Genomic DNA, 18,316 nt, shown 5'->3' with positions numbered 1-18,316 from the left:
AAAAAACGTTAAGTGTAAATTTTTTATCGACGATGTGAGATTATCGTACTATTAACTTTTGCGTTTTAGCGTTACCATCCTCATTATTAAGCTTTAGCAGGTAAATGCCTGAAGTTAAATTTGATACATCTAAATCTAGGTGTTTAACTTTTTTTTCAATAAAATAGTCTTGTTTTAATTTACCTAGAATTGAAAATATTTCAACACGCTTGATATTTGTATTTTGAATATTAGAAATCGTTATTTTTCCAGATGTTGGATTTGGGTGTATTTTTACATTACCAAAGCTTTCTACAGCAGGATTACTTAATGTAGAAGAATTATAGGTGAAAGTAACAGTTGCCATTCTATTACCATTAATAGGAAATCCAGAAACCATACTAATGGGATCCCTAGGCGTTGTTATCGAATTCCCAGAACCGTAATCAGTTCCTGAGTCTGTTCCAGCATCATAAACAAATACATCCATAGTAAAAGTATCTTTCCAACCATTATTTACAGAAGGATTTCCAGATCTTAAATCTAGGCTGTTTACGGCAATAAACCAATCTGGACTTGGTGCCACCATCGAGACTAAGGTAATTAAAGGGAAATCTTCACTTACAGACACACTTGTTAATGTGGAGTTACTATTGTTTCCAGCAAAAGGGGAAAAACCTTGTTGTAAATATTGGTCACATTCTCCAGACGAAATTAATGTGTTTATTTCACTATTAAATGCACTTGTATTCCCTGTTTCAGCTATATTTTTAATACCATTAGTAGCTGGAGCCACAACGCCAAACTCTAAAACGGTATTTGTTGTTTTATGAGTAGCTCCTGCTAATGGAGACCAATGTGCATTCCCAGGAACTGAGGTATGATCTGTTGAATTCCAAATTGTAGTTACAGAAATATCATAATTCGCTATACTTTGCGAGAAAGAAAAGAAGGATATTAGTAGTAATGTGAGGAGCGTAATTTTTTTCATAGTGGTTATGTTTTAGTGTAGAATAAAAATCAATTTATTAAGTCGTCATTAAATACCAGAACTTACATTTTTAAAATTAGTAGTACTTTTAGCTCTCTAAATTTTTAAAACTTCATGTCGCAAACCATTAAAATAATAGAATGTCCACGAGATGCGATGCAAGGCATAAAACGCTTTATTCCCACTAAGCAAAAAGTGCAATACATCCAATCCTTGTTGCGTGTGGGTTTTGATACCATTGATTTTGGAAGTTTCGTATCTCCTAAAGCCATTCCGCAAATGGTAGACACTGCTGAGGTTTTATCGCAATTGGATTTAAGTAAAACCACAAGTAAACTTCTAGCCATTATTGCAAATACTAGAGGTGCCAATGATGCCAGTCAACACAACCAAATAAATTATTTGGGATATCCTTTTTCTATTTCAGAAAATTTCCAAATGCGTAATACTCACAAAACCATAGCGCAATCCGTTGATATACTTTCGGAGATTTTAGAAATTGCCGATACATCTAAAAAAGAGGTTGTTGTTTATATCTCGATGGGTTTTGGGAACCCTTACGGCGACCCTTGGAATGTTGACATTGTGGGTAATTGGACCGAAAAACTAGCAAAAATGGGGGTTAAAATAATATCGCTTAGTGATACTGTTGGTACTTCAAACCCAGAAAGTATAGATTATTTGTTCTCTAATTTAATTCCTTTATATCCTAACATAGAATTTGGAGCACACTTACACACCACACCTACGTCTTGGTTTGAAAAAGTAGATGCAGCCTACAAAGCGGGATGTAATAGATTTGACGGAGCTATTCAGGGTTTTGGAGGATGCCCTATGGCTAAAGATGAACTAACAGGAAATATGCCTACAGAAAAACTCTTGTCTTATTTCACAGCTAAACAGAAAAATAACCTTGATGCTTTAAGTTTTGAAAGCGCCCATAATGAAGCTTCCAAAATTTTTAATCATTTTCATTAAGGTTACCATTTTATCTAAATGTTAAATTTTAAAATTTAACATAATTTAAATATTTGAAAAACAATAGGTTGTGTTTTTTACTGCGTTTTTATTTAAATTTAATCTAAATAAACTTTGTTGAAGTGATTTTCCCTTTTATATTTGCACCCGAACAATCTATTTATAATAAGTCTAAATAAAAGGACGCCAAATTAAAACTATGAAAAAAATTATACTAAGCTTATTTGTAGCTTCAGCGTTTTTCCAATCATGTTCCAATGATGATGACAATACAGGAGGGCCTTCTAACGTAGTAGCACCAGCAACTTACGATTTTACCAGAAACGGCAATTCTACGGTAAGTTTTAGTGGACAAACGACTAGAATTGAAATGGGTCAAGAATTAATCGATGGCCTCAAAGATACGTCTAAAACTGAAGAAGACTTAGATGGTATGTTTACCAACACGGGAGATAAATTTTCTGATGCAGATTTAAATGCCTCAAGTAAATCTATCAGAAGTAAAACTGCTGCGTCAGCAGATTACTTTTCTGCAAACACAACAGATGCGAATGCAATTAAAGCAGATTTTGATTCCTGGATTGCGGCACAAGTAAGTGAAGTTTACCCAAATTGGGATGTAGATGCAGCTTCAGGTACTGCAGGTAAGATTCAAGAAGCTGGCGGTGGAAGTACTAGGTACGTTAACGCCAAAGGATTAGAGTATAATCAAGCAGTAAATAAAGGACTTATTGGAGCGTTAATGGTAGACCAAGCTCTAAATAATTATTTAAGTACTGCTGTTTTAGATGCAGGAACAAACGTAGCAGATAACGATGCTGATACAGTAGCTGAAGGTAAAGATTACACAAACATGGAACATAAGTGGGATGAAGCTTATGGTTATGTATACGGTGTAAATGCAGATCCTGCCAATCCTAATGCAGATTTAGGAGCAGATAGTTTCTTAAATAAGTACATTGGTCGTGTTGAAGGTGATGATGATTTTACAGGAATCGCCGACGAAATTTACCAAGCGTTTAAATTAGGTAGAGCAGCAATTGTAGCTAAAAACTATACAGTTAGAGATGCTCAAGCTGAAATTATTAGAGAGAAAATTTCTGAAATAATTGGAATTAGAGCTGTATACTATTTACAACAAGGCAAAAATATTTTAGCTACAGATAAAGGCGCTGCATTTCATGATTTATCTGAAGGTTTTGGGTTTATCTATAGTTTACAATTTACCAGAAAACCAGGAACAAACGAGCCATATTTTACAAAATCTGAAGTGAATGGCTTTATAGCTACATTAACAGCAGGAAACGGTTTTTGGGATATTACAGAAGAGGCGTTAGATACAATGTCTAGTACCATTGCTGCAAAATTTAATTTTACCGTTGCCCAAGCAGGGAGCTAAAGTGAAGGTTAGTTATTATTTATAAAGTGAAAGTAGTTATTCTATTTGTTATAAAATAGAGTGACTACTTTTCATATTTTTGCAAAAAATTTTGAAAAAGAAATAAAATTTAAACAGATGAGAAAGTTTTTTTTAGGATTAGTTGTTACATGTTTAGTTATAGCTTGCAGTTCTTCATCTTCCGATGATGGACCAACAGGAGGTAATGATAATTTTGATAGAGGCGCATTATTAACCAATGTAGCTAATAATATTATTATTCCTGCTTTTGAGGACTTGAGCAATAAATTATCAGAATTAAAAACAAAAAAAGAAACTTTTATAACCACGCCAAATCAAGATAATCTAGATGCAATAAGAATAGCATTTGTTTCAGCTTATAAATCTTGGCAGAATGTAGAAGTTTTCAATATTGGCAAAGCAGAAGAAGTTTTGTATGGTTTTCAAATGAATGTTTACCCGACAAATACTGTGGATATTGAAAATAATATTTCTAGCGGATCTTATGATTTATCTAATGTGAATAATAATGATGCGGTAGGTTTCCCTGCATTAGATTATATGTTATATGGCTTAGCAAGTGATGACACAGCTATCTTGAATAAATATGCAGATGGTAAGTACATTACTTACTTATCAGATATAATTGATCAAATGGATTCTTTGACTGAAACAGTATTGAATGATTGGATAAATTCATATAAAGATATATTTATTAGTCAAACAGGAAATGCGGCTACAAGTGCCCTGAATAAATTTACCAATGATTTTGTGTTTTACTATGAGAAAGGATTAAGAGCCAACAAAGTTGGTATTCCAGCAGGTAATTTTTCATCTACACCATTACCTGAAAAAGTTGAGGGGTATTACAGCCGAGTATATTCTAAAGAATTTGCTTTGGAGGCTCTAAATGCAGTACAGAATCTATTTAATGGAAAATCTTTTTCTGAAGAAACAACAGGGGAAAGTTTTAATTCGTACTTGATAGATTTAGACAGAAATGATTTAGTTACTTTAATTAACTCTAGATTTGATGATGCGCGCCAAAAGTTAGAAGCTTTAGATTCTGATTTTTATGCTCAAGTAAACAGTGATAATACTAAAATGACACAAGCCTATGACGCGTTGCAGCTTGCAGTTGTTTCTCTAAAAGTAGACATGCTACAAGCTTTTAATATAAGAGTAGATTATGTTGATGCAGATGGAGACTAGAAACAAAAATAAAAGAAGTAAAGGTTGTCGTTAAAGACAACCTTTTTTATTTCATGCATGAGTTTTAAGCTAAACACATATCTCAATAAAAACACGCAAGCTGCTCCTTTAGCAGTATTTAGAGTGGCGTTTGGTATTATGATGTGTTTTAGTATTATTCGATTTTGGAGCCACGGTTGGATTGAATCATTGTATCTAGAGCCAAAATTTCATTTCTCTTATTATGGTTTTGGGTGGGTAAAACCCATAGGGAACTACACCTATTTACTATTTGTAGTTTGTGGTATCTCTGCCTTATTAGTAGCTATGGGTTTAAAGTACCGTATAGCCATTATCACGTTCTTTTTAAGTTTTACTTATATAGAATTGATGGATAAAACCACATACCTTAATCATTATTACTTTATAAGCCTTTTAAGTTTTTTAATGATTTTTTTACCAGCCAACGCCCATTTTTCGGTTGATAACCTACTAAAAAAAAAGAGCTATACTCATGTTCCCAAATGGACTATAGACAGTGTAAAATTACTATTAGGTATAGTTTACTTTTATGCTGGGTTAGCAAAAATTAATAGTGATTGGTTGTTTAGGGCGCAACCCCTAAAAATATGGCTCACTTCAAAATACGATTTACCTTTGTTAGGAGATACGTTAATGCATCAAAATTGGTTCCATTATGCCATGAGTTGGAGCGGTATGCTGTATGATCTAGCCATTCCATTTCTATTACTTTACAAAAAAACAAGAGGGTTGGCTTTTGCCCTAGTAGTATTTTTTCATGTATTTACAAGAGTACTATTTCCTATCGGAATGTTTCCCTTTATAATGATTGTATCTACCTTAATCTTTTTTGATGCTAATTTGCATAAAAAGTTGATTAAAATATTAAGTAAGATTTTAAACCAATTATCACTTCGAGTGAAAACGAGAGGTTTCATCAAGAAAAAAGAAAATTATAAATATCAATTTAAAAAACCTGTCATTGGTTTATTAACCTTATTTTTTATTGTACAGCTAATTCTTCCATTTAGATACATGCTTTATCCAGGAGAACTATTCTGGACAGAAGAAGGCTATCGTTTTTCATGGCGTGTAATGCTTATGGAAAAAATGGGAATAGCAACCTTTAAAATTGTAAATAAAGATACAGGAGATTTCTTTCTTGTGGATAATACAGATTTTTTAACATCCTTTCAGGAAAAGCAAATGAGCTTTCAACCCGATTTTATTTTAGAGTATGCACATTATCTAGGAGATCATTTCGCAAACCAAGGTCATAAAAACGTGCAGGTATTTGTGGAAAGTTATGTAGCATTAAATGGTAGATTAAGTATGCTATATATTGATAAAACCGTAGATTTGTACGCCGAAAAAGAATCGTTTAGACCTAAGCATTGGATATTACCTTTTACAGATGACATTAAAGGCTTATAAGCTATTAACAGCATTAATACTAAGCGTTTCATTGTATGCGCAACATACCGTAACAGGTATAGTTACTTTTTCTAAAACAGGCACTCCCATTGCAGATGTTAGTGTTTACGATAAGACTTCTGGACTTCTAACGACAACAAACAGTTCTGGTGAGTTTGCATTCGAGACTTCAAAAGAAACCTTAATACTTGTATTTTTTTCCTCTGAATATGAAATTAAAGAAGTAGAAGTAGTTACTAAAGATGCACAAACCCTTAAAGTCGTTTTAGAAGATTTAACCACAGAGCTATCCGAAGTCATTATTAATGCTAGGAATAAACGTGTGTTTGAGTTAAAACGATTAAATGATGTAGAGGAAACCGCAATTTATGCAGGTAAAAAAACAGAGGTAGTTTTAGTAGATCAGTCTATGGCAAATTTGGCATCTAATAATGCACGTCAAATCTACAGTCAAGTTGCTGGATTAAATATCTTTCAAAATGATGATGCTGGTTTACAGCTAAATGTGGGAGGCCGTGGTTTAGACCCTAACAGAACGGCTAACTTCAATACTAGGCAAAATGGTTATGATATTAGTGCTGATGTTTTAGGATACCCAGAGAGCTATTACACTCCTGCTGCTGAAGGGTTACAAGAAATACAGGTAATACGAGGTGCAGCTTCCCTTCAATATGGTACCCAGTTTGGAGGGTTGATTAATTTTAAAATAAAATCGCCCAACCCTAATAAATCATTAGAACTTATAACCAGAAATACCTTGGGTAGTTTTGGTTTGTATACCAACTTTACTAGCCTTAGCGGTACCAAAAATAAATGGAGTTATTACAGTTATTTTAATTATAAGAAGGGAGATGGATTTAGACCTAACTCGGAGTTTGAATCTAAAAATATTTTTGCTCATATTGGTTATCAATTCAACAAAAAATCTTCCCTAGAAGGAGAAGTAACTTATCTTAATTACTTAGCACAACAAGGAGGTGGGTTAACAGATGATATGTTTCGGGATGACCCGTTTCAAAGTAATAGAGAAAGAAACTGGTTTGAGGTAGATTGGTTACTATACAATTTAAAATTTGCTCATGAATTTTCAACCACAACTAATTTTACATTTAACTTTTTCGGGTTAAATGCTTCAAGAAAGGCATTGGGTTTTAGAACAAACCGTGTCAATCAAATTGATCCTGGCAACGAAAGGGATTTAATTGTAGGCGACTTTAATAATTTTGGTTTCGAAACACGTTTGTTAAGTAAATACAAGATTAAGGAAAAGGATGCTACGTTTTTAATAGGTGGTAAATTGTATAAAGCAGATAATTATCAAAAACAAGGGCCAGGTAGTGCAGATGAAGGACCAGATTTTAATTTTGCTGAAGAAGATTTCCCTAATTATCCAGACCAATCAGAATTTGATTTGCCTAATTTTAATGTCGCAATTTTTGGAGAGAATATATTTTATATATCAGATGCGTTCTCGGTTACTCCAGGATTTCGTTTTGAATATATAAAGACACAAAGCGATGGTTTTTTTAGAAGAATTAACACTGATGGTGCAGGAAATGTTATCTTAAATGAAGCAGTAGAAGATAATCGCAACTTTGAGCGCTCATTCGTATTGCTTGGTGTTGGTTTGAGTTATAAGCCTAGCAAAAGTGTAGAACTTTACGGAAATATTTCACAAAATTATCGTTCTGTGACGTTTTCAGATATTAATATTATTAACCCAGCGTTTTCAATCAATCCAAATATTACTGATGAAAGAGGTTTTACTGCAGATATGGGGTTAAGAGGAAATTATAAGCGTTTAGTTTCTTATGATCTTGGTGTATTTGGTTTATTTTACAATGATCGAATAGGGTTTGTTCAAAAAGGGTTGTCTGATGGACGTGTAACTAGTGAGCGTGGCAATGTTGGGGACGCAGTTATGTACGGCATAGAATCTCTATTTGACTTTAATTTGAAAAAAATTATGGGTTTAAATAATGATTTTCAACTAAATTACTTTGTCAATGCATCAGTTATTAAATCAGAATACACGGTATCCGAGCAATCGGGAATTGAGGGTAATAAGGTGGAGTTTGTTCCCGATTTAAATTTAAAAACAGGGCTAAGAGGAGGTTATAAGAATGTCTTGGGCAGTATTCAATATACGTACTTGGGCAGACAATTTACTGATGCCACAAATTCAACCCAAGCAAGTTTAAGTGGGGTAATTGGAGAAATTCCAGCATATGATATTTTAGATGTATCGTTGTCCTATACTTATAAAAACTTCAAACTGGAAGCAGGTATAAATAATATGTTGGATAATTCATATTTTACCAGAAGGGCAACGGGTTATCCAGGACCTGGTATTATTCCATCTGCACCGAGAAACTGGTATACAACACTACAAATAAAGCTGTAATTTGTAAAGATAAATTTAACGTTTAGTTCCTATAATTTGTGTATATTTGCACGCAATTATAATCGTAATTGCATCATGATAGCACATCAAAATAAGATTCTTGGAGAAGGTTTAACCTACGACGATGTCCTTTTAGTTCCAGCTTTTTCAGAAGTTTTACCTCGCGAAGTAAATATCCAAACAAAGTTTACACGTAACATAACAATTAATGTTCCTGTGGTGTCTGCCGCTATGGATACTGTTACTGAAAGTAAAATGGCAATAGCTATGGCACAAGAGGGCGGTATTGGTGTACTACACAAAAACATGACCATAGAACAACAAGCCCAAAAGGTTAGGCGTGTAAAACGTGCAGAAAGTGGTATGATTATCGACCCTGTTATCCTATCAATGGATGCCAAGGTTAAGGATGCAAAACGTGCTATGGCAGAACATAGTATTGGAGGTATTCCTATAGTTGATGAAGACGGAACGCTAAAAGGTATAGTGACAAACCGCGATTTACGTTTTGAGCATGAAAATAAAAAGCCAATAGCTAAAGTAATGACAAGTGAAAGCTTAGTTACCGCACCAGTTGGTACTTCTTTAAAAGATGCTGAAGCTATCCTTCAAGAACATAAAATTGAAAAGCTATTAATTGTTGATGATAATTATAAATTGTCAGGATTAATTACGTTTAGGGATATTACCAAGCTAAGTCAAAAACCAAATGCGAATAAAGATAAATTTGGACGTTTACGTGTAGCTGCTGCTATAGGGGTTACGGGAGATGCGGTTGATAGAGCAGAGGCTTTGGTTAACGCAGGAGTTGATGCTGTCGTTATTGATACGGCACATGGGCATACCAAAGGTGTGGTAAGTGTTTTAAAAGAAGTAAAATCTAAGTTTCCTAAGTTAGACGTAATAGTTGGAAATATAGCTACTGGAGCTGCAGCAAAATATTTAGTTGAAGCTGGAGCCGACGCCGTAAAAGTTGGTATCGGGCCAGGGTCTATTTGTACAACACGAGTTGTTGCAGGTGTTGGTTTCCCTCAATTCTCAGCGGTGTTAGAAGTAGCTGCCGCTATTAAAGGTTCTGGAGTACCAGTAATTGCAGATGGAGGTATTCGTTATACAGGCGATATTCCAAAGGCTATTGCAGCAGGGGCAGATACAGTAATGTTAGGGTCGCTTTTAGCAGGAACTAAAGAATCTCCAGGAGAAACGATTATTTACGAAGGAAGAAAATTTAAGTCCTACCGTGGTATGGGATCGGTGGAGGCCATGAAACAAGGTAGTAAAGACCGTTATTTCCAAGATGTAGAAGATGACATTAAAAAGTTAGTACCAGAAGGTATTGTTGGGCGCGTGCCATACAAAGGAGAACTTAACGAGAGTATACATCAATTCATAGGAGGCCTAAGAGCAGGAATGGGATATTGTGGTGCTAAGGATATAGAAACTCTAAAGGAAACAGGACAGTTTGTAAAAATTACGGCTAGTGGTATTAACGAGAGTCATCCACATGATGTAACCATTACTAAAGAATCTCCAAATTACTCTAGATAAATTACTTGTTTTTTTTGGACTTGAAAATGTGTATTCTTCTTGAAAAGTACACATTTTTGTATTTAAGGGGCTTTAATTACTTATAAGTAGTTGCTATTTAAATGACACCTTTTAAAGAACTCTACTAAAAATCTTTGTTAAAACTTTTAAAAGGTGTTAGGGTTTAACTACTAATACTTTATAACTTCGCTCAAAATTATCACAACGCTCTTACAGAGTCACTATAGTTTATTTTCTAAAATGGGCTTGAAACAGTTATTTTATACAATTTTGATGTGTTGCTTCGGAGGCCTTATCTCTGCACAAAGTATTGAAATTCGAGGTAAAGTTATTGAAGAAACTACCAAGCAACCACTCCCTTATGCTACTGTAGCTATACTTGATGAGGTAACAAATGAAACAATAACAGGGGTAATAACCAAAGAAGATGGTACATTTAAAATAGAAACAAACGTAAAGCAAATTTATATACAGATAAGTTTTATAGGTTTTGTTTCAAAAACGATAACTGAGTTTGATAAAACAAAGAGAAAAATCAATTTAGAGGTTATTACATTAAAAGAAGATACCGAACAATTAGCAGAAGTATTGGTTGAAGCTGAAGTGTCTTCCTCGCAATTTAAATTAGATAAACGCGTATTTAATATTGGAAAAGATTTAAGTAGTACTGGTGCAAGTGCATTAGAAGTTTTAAATAATGTGCCGTCTGTAAATGTTGATATTGAAGGTGTTATAAGTTTGCGGGGAAGCTCTGGAGTACAGGTTTTAATTAATGGAAAACCTTCAATATTAACCGATGATGGAGGTGCTTTAGGAAGTATTACCGCAGATATGATTGATAGAATAGAGGTGATCACAAACCCTTCAGCCAAATATGATGCAGAAGGCACATCAGGTATCATTAACATCGTCATCAAAAAAGATGAACGAAAAGGCATAAATGGTGCGTTTAGTGTTAATGCTGGTATACCTGATAATAATAGTTTTGGATTGAGTTTAAATAAACGTTCAGAAAAATTTAATTTGTTTACACAGGTTGGATTAGGAAGAAGAGTTTATCCTCGGGATTCTGAAAATATTAATGAAAATTTAGAAAGTGGTATTTCAATTTTAAGTGAAGGTAAAGATTCCAGAATTGAAAAATTCTATAATATTACTTTAGGAACAGATTATTATATCAATCCCAATAATGTCATTACACTATCAGGAAATTTTGCTTATGAAATAGAAGACCAACCATCAGATCTTAATTTTAAGGCACTAGATGCGAATGATAATTTAACTTCTGAATGGAATCGTACTGAAACTACAGAAGCAACAAATCCTAAGTGGCAATATGAATTAGTGTACAAGCGAGATTTTGAAGATCATGAAGATCATGATTTACTACTAAGTGCTACAGGGAATTCTTTTGCAAAGGATTTAACTTCATTATTCCAAGATACTACTATTTCGGGAACAGATAGAGACAATACACAAAATACAAGAACGGATTACTCTGATAATACGTATACATTTAAATTAGATTATACTAAACCGTTTTCAGAAATATGGACTATGGAAACCGGTGCTCAATATGTTATTAATGATATTGGTAATGATTTTGAAGTTCAAAATTTAGTTAATGGTGAATTTCAAACAGATTTAGGTTTTACTAATAATTTTGAGTTCGATCAAAAAGTTTTAGGGGCTTATGTTATAGGAGGATATGAATACGAAGCTTGGGGTATAAAAGCAGGATTACGTTTAGAACAAACCGATTTAACTACACTTCTTGTAACCACAAATGAGAGCAATAATCAAAATTACACCAATCTGTTTCCAAGCATTCATACATCATATAAAATATCAGATCTAGTATCGTTACAAGCAGGGTATTCGGCGAGAATAAATAGACCAGGCATGTGGGAGTTAAATCCTTTTTTTAATATTCGTAATAATTTTACGATCCGTCAAGGTAATCCAGCGCTTATGCCAGAGTTTACAGATTCTTATGAGCTAACTAGTATTATTGATATTGGTAAAACATCTTTAAATTTAGGAATGTTTCATCGTTACACAACTGATGTAATAGAGCGAATTTCTGTATTTGAGAATAATGTTAATACGCGTATGCCAGAGAATGTAGGTACAAATAGCACGTTTGGTATTGAGTTTAATACAAAGTATAGTCCCATTAAATGGATAACGTTTAATGTTGATTTTAATTACAATCAATTCAACAGAAAAGGAACTTTTGAATCTGCTGTTTTTGACTTTAATGGAGATCAATGGAGTTCAAAACTTATGGCAAAGTTTAAATTGCCAGCTAAAATAGATGTAGAAGCAGTAGGGAATCACATATCAAAAGTAAAAACAGTACAAGGTATAAGAAGTGCAAATACATTTTTAGATATAGGTGTTCGAAAAAAAATATTGAAAGATAAAGGCGTTATTAATTTGAGTATTAGAGATGTATTTAAATCAAGATTTTTTGAAAACTTTATAACGCAAGGTAACTCAAATGCTTACAATTGGAGCAGGCGAGGAAGATTTATAGCTATAGGCTTCAGTTACGGATTTGGTAAAGGAGAAGCTATGGAATATTCAGGAGGAAAGAGACGTTAAGTTTTATTCTTTAATAAATACAACAGAGTCTTTTTCTTTAAGTTCCCACTCATCAACTAAACCAGCATTAACTTCAAGGACGTATTTGGCTGGAGCTCCAGAAGGAAGTGACGACTCATCAAAAGGTTTGGCGTTTTTTTGAAAACTCACAATTGCATTGTTGGCGTTGATGTATATGATATCTAAAGGAATTCTGGTATTTTTCATGTAAAAGAAACGCTCACGTTCGTCTTCAAAAATAAATAACATGCCTTGGGTGTTTTTCATACTATTGCGATACATTAATCCTGTTTGGACATCAAAGTCAGTATCGGCGATTTCAATATCTAATTCTACTTTAAGCGAATCAGTTTCGGTTTTAAAAATTGAAAGTGTCCCTTCTTTTGTAAACTGAACTTCTGTTTGCTTTATCTTTTTTACATCTTTTTTACATGAAGTAACACCAAAACTGAAAATAGATAATAATAAAAAAGATATGATGTGCTTTAATTTCATGTTTAAACCACTCGTTTTTTAGGTGTGTAAACAAACATAAAATAAAAACCTAATAGTATAAATGGGATACTTAGCCATTGTCCAGTGTTTAATGCCCATGTTGCTCTTTCATCAACCTGAGCTTCCTTTACAAACTCAACAAAGAACCTAACAGTCCAGAGTAGCACTAGAAATAAACCAAAAAGAAATCCAGTTTGGTCTCGTTTGGAGGTTTTAGAGTAGAAATACCATAAAATTAAAAACACAAAAATGTAACAAAAGGATTCATACAATTGTGCAGGGTGTCTGTAAGGAACAGCTTCTAATAATTCAGGGGTATTGGCAACTGCATTATATGCTTCTTGTACATCTTTAATTTTTGTAGCTCTTATAACTTCATATTCCTTGTAATGGTCTTTTATAAATCGAACACCTAAAGGAAAATCTCCTGAGACCTTTCCAATAATTTCAGAATTAATAAAGTTACCAATTCTAACAAAAACTGCACCGGAGGCTACAGGTATTACCAAACGGTCTAAAATCCATAATAAGGATTTATAGGTGTACTTTCTCCTGTAAAGGTACATTCCAATAATGATACCTATGGTTGCACCGTGGCTAGCCAGTCCCTGAAAACCAGTAAATTCAAACCCTCCTTTAAATTTAAAAGGTAGAAAAATACTAAAGAAATCTTCACTTATAAGTTCAGATTGGTAAAATAAAACATGTCCTAGACGCGCCCCCAACATAGTAGATAATACTACATAGATAAACATAGGGTCTAGATATTCTAAATTTACTTTTTCTTTGGTATAAATGCGTTTCATGATATACCAACCTAAAAGAAAAGCCACAATCCACATGAGGCTGTAAAAATGTAGTTTGAAATTACCAACAATATCTATCCCTGTTATAGGATTCCAGTCAAATTTTAAGGCGTGCATAAAAAATGTTTTACTGCGTAAATATAAAGGTTTAACACTACATATCTGTTAAAATTTTGTTTAGCTATTTAGCCAAGCTTAAAATTTCAACTTCAAAAATAAGATTGGTTTTTGGAGGTATACCTCTGTTGCCAGCTTCTCCATACGCTAAGTGGTAAGGTATAAATAACGTAGCTTTGTCCCCAACATTAAGTTGCTGTAAACCTTCTTTAAAACCGGCAATCATGGGCGCATCTGGGCTCAAATCTGCCGTAATGGGGAGGTATCTATTTGCTGCTTTTTTTCTTTCGTTTACGGCTTCCAATGTTTCGGCAAGACTTAAATCGCTGGTGTCGAGTAAGGTGCCATCTTCAAAAAACAAAGCATAATGCGTTTTGGCTTTAGAGAATACTTTTAGAGGTTCGCCATTTCCTTTTTTGGAAATATAATATTTTAAACCAGACTCAAGGGATGTTGCTTCCTCCTTTTGTTTGGTATGCTTTTCAATGGTAGCTTTTAAAATTTTTTCTTTTCGGGCTTTTTCAGCTTTTTCTTGAGCCTCTCTTTCGGCAAAATGATTTTTAAATACTTCTGGAGCATCAAACTGTTTTGCCTCTTTTCCTTTTCTAATGATGTTTAGTTGATTTATAACCACACTGTCTAAAGGTTTGTCTCTATTGTCAGTTTCAACATTAGATATGGAATCCTGTACATCCAAGCCCATAACTAACTCCCCGAAAACGCTATAACGGTTATCCAAATCTGGTCTAGGAATCTCGGTAATGTAAAACTGACTCCCGTTTGTGTTTGGGCCAGCATTTGCCATGGCTAATATTCCTGGTTTATCATGCTTTAAATCTGGGTGAAACTCATTCATAAAACGATAACCAGGGTTTCCTGCTCCAGTACCTAACGGGTCTCCACCTTGAATCATAAATTTGTCTTTAACTCTATGGAAAATGAGTCCGTCATAAAACTTTTTTCCTTTGAGTGAATCTGTTACAAGCGTATTTGTACCATTGGCAAGAGCAATAAAATTAGCAGAAGTAATTGGTGCTTTTTGGTAATATAGTTTGGCAACCATTTTACCTTTTGTGGTATTGAATTCTGCATATATACCATCATCTAACTCTGGATATTGAGACTTACAGCCAGACAAACATAGTATGAAGACAACTACTAATGGAATACAGATAACGTTTAATCTAAACATATTAGTTATCTTGTGATTTGGTAATGGAATTTAAGGTAACTTCAGCAATTAAAGGTACATTGGTACCAATTTTGTTCTCATCCCCGTAATATCCATAAGCTTTTTGGGATGGAAAAAGAAACGTAACCGTTTCTCCTGGCTTCATTAGTTTTAAACCTTCTCGAAGTCCTGTGAATAGTTCTTGCTTATCCATGGTATAGTCCAGATTCTTAAAATAATCTGTTGGATAAATCAAGTCGCCATTTAAATTTTTAAGATGATAAGAGTAATTCACAACATCCCCAAAACCTGGAGTTATAGCTGTTTCTTCGTTTGTTTTTGTGTTATAGTAATACCAAAATCCATTTTCTGATGCAATGTACTCATTACTATCATTTGCAGACATTATATCTTTAATTAACGCTTGTTCTTTGGCATTAAGCTTTTTGTTTCTTTCAACGGACTCGTTAATAAAAGAGCCTGATTTTACAGAGATTGGTTTACGAGCTTCGGGAGTTTTACAACTAAAGCTAATAAGCACTATTAGTAGTAATGCGGAAAATTTATTCATGATTTAGGGCATCTTTATATGGAGGCAATATACTAAGAAATTTTTCAACCGTAGATCTTAATGATGTTTCACTACGTCCACCCGCAGCATTATTGTGCCCTCCACCATTAAAGTGCGCCCTTGAAAATTCATTTACAGAAAAGTTGCCTTTAGAGCGTAAAGAGATCTTGATAATACCTTCTTGCTTATCTTCAATAAAAATAGCTGCAAAGATAATGTTCTCTAGTGAAAGTGCGTAATTAACAACACCTTCGGTATCTCCTTTTTTGTAATCAAACCGTCGTAGTTCTTCTTGAGATAAGGTAATATATGCGGTTCTTAATTCTGGTAGAACTTTTAAATTGGAAAGTGCACACCCCAATAATTGTAGGCGATTATAACTGTTGGTATCGAAAACATTATTATGGATGTCTGCGTTTTTTGCACCTTTATCAATAAGTTCAGCAACAATTCTGTGTGTTGTACTAGTAGTTGAAGGAAATCTAAAAGAACCTGTATCTGTCATAATGCCTAAATACAAACAGGTTGCAATTTCTGCATCAACCTTATCTGTGCTGCCTAACATATCAATAAAATGATATATCATTTCACAGGTGGAACTCATGCTCACATCACTATAGCTATATTTAGCATAGTTATCTGGTTCCTCATGGTGGTCAATTAAAATTTTAATTGCTGTTGAGCTTTTAAGTATAGGTTCCATTGCACCAGTTCTATGAAACGCATTAAAATCTAAAGTAAAAACAATATCAGCGTTTTCAATAGCTTTATTACAAGCTTCTGTTTGAGAATCGTACTTTAGTATGGTGTTTTCTCCTGGAACCCATTTTAAAAATTCAGGATAATCATTAGGGGTAATAACCTGAATATTATGATGGTACTTTTTTAAAAAATGAGATAAACCTAAGGTAGACCCAATGGCATCTCCATCAGGGTTTTTGTGAGGTACCACCACTATATGTTTTGGCGTACTTAATAGTTGTTTAATCGCCGTAATGTCGTTTGTATCCATAAGGGACGAAGATACAATTTTTTACACTTGCTTTTTGTTGAAAATACCTTACTTTTGCGCCAAATAATACATGAAATGGCAACAAATAGAACATTTACAATGCTTAAGCCAGATGCTGTTGAAAAAGGGCATATTGGTGCAATATTAGAAAAAATTACAGCTTCAGGGTTTAGAATTGTAGCGATGAAATTAACGCAAATGACTAAAGCAGATGCGCAAGAATTTTATGCAATTCATAAAGAGCGTCCATTTTTTCCTGATTTAGTAGAATATATGACACGAGGCCCTATTGTAGCGGCAATTTTGGAAAAAGAGAATGCAGTTGCAGATTTTAGAACCTTAATAGGTGCTACTAATCCTGCCGATGCGGCAGAGGGAACGATTAGAAAACTGTATGCTGATTCTATTAGCGAAAATGCAGTACATGGTAGTGATAGTGATGACAATGCTGCTATTGAAGGAGCGTTCCACTTTTCAGGAAGAGAGCAGTTCTAATTAAAAAAAGTTTATAAAATGAAAAACCCAAGACAATCGTCTTGGGTTTTTTGTAATAAAAAAGTGAAATAATATATATTAGATTACTTTTACGTTTACTGCGTTTAAACCTTTTCTACCTTCCTGAAGATCAAATTCAACGTTGTCGCCTTCGCGAATTTCGTCTACTAATCCAGAAATGTGAACAAAATGTTCTTTGTTTGAACCTTCTTCAGTTATAAATCCGAATCCTTTTGAATCGTTGAAGAATTTTACTGTTCCTGTACTCATTGTGTTAAATATTAAATTAATGTAATTGTGTAATCAAAGTTAGTGCCACAAAAAAAAGCCTATTTTTACATAGCAATAGGCTTTTCATTGTAAATCTTAAAGTATATATATATTAAATAACTTTTACGTTTACTGCGTTTAAACCTTTTCTACCTTCCTGAAGATCAAATTCAACGTTATCACCTTCGCGAACTTCGTCAATTAATCCAGAAATGTGAACAAAATGTTCTTTGTTTGAACCTTCTTCTGTAATGAATCCGTAACCTTTTGAATCATTAAAGAATTTTACTGTTCCTGTACTCATGTTAAAAAAATTAAATTATTAAAGCACAAAGGTAGTGTTTAAAATATTTGTAAATCAATTATTTACGTTTTTATTTTGTTTAAGAGAATAAATAACACTTAAAAGTCTTGGTAAACAGTAAGGTAAACCATAAAAACTATTTTGTTAACGTTTGGGTTTTCTATCGTAATATCAACTTTTTTACAATTTCTTTACCTAACTCTTCATTTAATAAAGTAATTATTTTTTGCTTACCATAGCTTAACTCTTCTCGAAGCACACTAGAACTAAGCTGTACATAAAGTGTTTCCCGTTCCAGTTTAACCGAGGTAGTATAATTATTAACACCATTACCCATTAATTTTGCCCATGCCTCGGCAGCATTAACTTTATCTAAACCTTTTTCCAGTTTGTTGGTTTCTACAAATTCTTTTAGTGCATCTTTAATGCTGATATGTTCGTTGTTACGTTTGGGCATATTTTAGTATTCAGTATTCAGTAATTAATAATTGAGTGTAGGGTATTTAGTTCTCATTACTAAGTA

At 33.6% G+C, this 18,316-nt stretch carries 17 protein-coding genes; 8 read left to right on the top strand and 9 right to left on the bottom strand.

Features of this window, described 5'->3' with window-relative positions:
* Positions 1–40: 40 nt before the first annotated feature.
* The gene (locus tag JS605_RS08645) at positions 41–970 is read right to left on the bottom strand and encodes a T9SS type A sorting domain-containing protein (protein ID WP_203257295.1); all 930 of its coding nucleotides are present in this window, start codon (positions 968–970) and stop codon (positions 41–43) included.
* 114 nt (positions 971–1,084) lie between these two features.
* Here JS605_RS08645 and JS605_RS08640 point away from each other — a divergent pair, with 114 nt between their 5' ends.
* From JS605_RS08640 to JS605_RS08610, 7 genes are all read left to right on the top strand, one after another.
* Positions 1,085–1,948 carry a hydroxymethylglutaryl-CoA lyase gene (locus tag JS605_RS08640; RefSeq protein WP_203257294.1) on the top strand — a complete coding sequence of 288 codons (864 nt, stop codon included), beginning with the start codon at positions 1,085–1,087 and terminating at the stop codon, positions 1,946–1,948.
* A gap of 199 nt (positions 1,949–2,147) precedes the next feature.
* The gene (locus JS605_RS08635; RefSeq protein ID WP_203257293.1) at positions 2,148–3,347 is read left to right on the top strand and encodes a DUF4856 domain-containing protein; all 1,200 of its coding nucleotides are present in this window, start codon (positions 2,148–2,150) and stop codon (positions 3,345–3,347) included.
* 117 nt (positions 3,348–3,464) lie between these two features.
* On the top strand, positions 3,465–4,559 hold the full coding sequence (locus tag JS605_RS08630; protein ID WP_203257292.1) for an imelysin family protein: 1,095 nt from the start codon (positions 3,465–3,467) through the stop codon (positions 4,557–4,559).
* 57 nt (positions 4,560–4,616) lie between these two features.
* On the top strand, positions 4,617–5,993 hold the full coding sequence (locus tag JS605_RS08625) for an HTTM domain-containing protein (protein WP_203257291.1): 1,377 nt from the start codon (positions 4,617–4,619) through the stop codon (positions 5,991–5,993).
* Positions 5,974–8,397, top strand: a complete 2,424-nt coding sequence (locus JS605_RS08620) for a TonB-dependent receptor domain-containing protein (RefSeq protein ID WP_203257290.1) — start codon at positions 5,974–5,976, stop codon at positions 8,395–8,397. Before JS605_RS08625 ends, JS605_RS08620 begins: the two co-directional genes overlap by 20 nt.
* A gap of 75 nt (positions 8,398–8,472) precedes the next feature.
* The gene (guaB, locus tag JS605_RS08615) at positions 8,473–9,945 is read left to right on the top strand and encodes an IMP dehydrogenase (RefSeq protein WP_203257289.1); all 1,473 of its coding nucleotides are present in this window, start codon (positions 8,473–8,475) and stop codon (positions 9,943–9,945) included.
* Between the two features lie 240 nt (positions 9,946–10,185).
* Positions 10,186–12,552, top strand: coding sequence for a TonB-dependent receptor domain-containing protein (locus tag JS605_RS08610; RefSeq protein WP_203257288.1), 2,367 nt, complete (start codon positions 10,186–10,188; stop codon positions 12,550–12,552).
* 3 nt (positions 12,553–12,555) lie between these two features.
* Here JS605_RS08610 and JS605_RS08605 read toward each other — a convergent pair whose 3' ends face one another.
* From JS605_RS08605 to JS605_RS08585, 5 genes are all read right to left on the bottom strand, one after another.
* Positions 12,556–13,047, bottom strand: coding sequence for a DUF192 domain-containing protein (locus tag JS605_RS08605; protein WP_203257287.1), 492 nt, complete (start codon positions 13,045–13,047; stop codon positions 12,556–12,558).
* 2 nt (positions 13,048–13,049) lie between these two features.
* Entirely contained in the window at positions 13,050–13,970 is a 921-nt protein-coding gene (lgt, locus tag JS605_RS08600) for a prolipoprotein diacylglyceryl transferase (protein WP_203257286.1), read from the bottom strand.
* Between the two features lie 64 nt (positions 13,971–14,034).
* Complete coding sequence (locus JS605_RS08595) at positions 14,035–15,162, bottom strand: peptidylprolyl isomerase (protein ID WP_203257285.1); 1,128 nt, start codon at positions 15,160–15,162, stop codon at positions 14,035–14,037.
* A 1-nt stretch (position 15,163) separates the two neighbouring features.
* Positions 15,164–15,712, bottom strand: a complete 549-nt coding sequence (gene gldI / locus JS605_RS08590) for a gliding motility-associated peptidyl-prolyl isomerase GldI (RefSeq protein WP_203257284.1) — start codon at positions 15,710–15,712, stop codon at positions 15,164–15,166.
* The gene (locus JS605_RS08585; protein WP_203257283.1) at positions 15,705–16,724 is read right to left on the bottom strand and encodes a DHH family phosphoesterase; all 1,020 of its coding nucleotides are present in this window, start codon (positions 16,722–16,724) and stop codon (positions 15,705–15,707) included. Before JS605_RS08585 ends, gldI begins: the two co-directional genes overlap by 8 nt.
* Positions 16,725–16,799: 75 nt before the next feature.
* Between JS605_RS08585 and JS605_RS08580 the strand changes: the two genes are divergently transcribed.
* Positions 16,800–17,219 (top strand): nucleoside-diphosphate kinase, encoded by a 420-nt coding sequence (locus JS605_RS08580; RefSeq protein ID WP_203257282.1) that lies wholly within the window; start codon positions 16,800–16,802, stop codon positions 17,217–17,219.
* Positions 17,220–17,297: 78 nt separating this feature from the next.
* Here JS605_RS08580 and JS605_RS08575 read toward each other — a convergent pair whose 3' ends face one another.
* The 3 genes from JS605_RS08575 to JS605_RS08565 all read right to left on the bottom strand — a co-directional run bounded on the left by JS605_RS08575 (position 17,298) and on the right by JS605_RS08565 (position 18,250).
* A complete protein-coding gene (locus tag JS605_RS08575; RefSeq protein ID WP_203257281.1) occupies positions 17,298–17,489 on the bottom strand; it encodes a cold-shock protein in 192 nt (63 codons plus the stop codon).
* A gap of 112 nt (positions 17,490–17,601) precedes the next feature.
* Positions 17,602–17,793 (bottom strand): cold-shock protein, encoded by a 192-nt coding sequence (locus tag JS605_RS08570; protein WP_130963393.1) that lies wholly within the window; start codon positions 17,791–17,793, stop codon positions 17,602–17,604.
* 160 nt (positions 17,794–17,953) lie between these two features.
* Entirely contained in the window at positions 17,954–18,250 is a 297-nt protein-coding gene (locus JS605_RS08565; protein WP_203257280.1) for a DUF721 domain-containing protein, read from the bottom strand.
* Between the last annotated feature and the right edge of the window lie 66 nt (positions 18,251–18,316).

Source organism: Hyunsoonleella ulvae (genome assembly GCF_016827605.1).
GTDB lineage: Bacteria > Bacteroidota > Bacteroidia > Flavobacteriales > Flavobacteriaceae > Jejuia > Jejuia ulvae.
The sequence above is the reverse complement of the archived record's forward strand: the minus strand, read 5'-3'. Positions and strand labels throughout refer to the sequence as shown.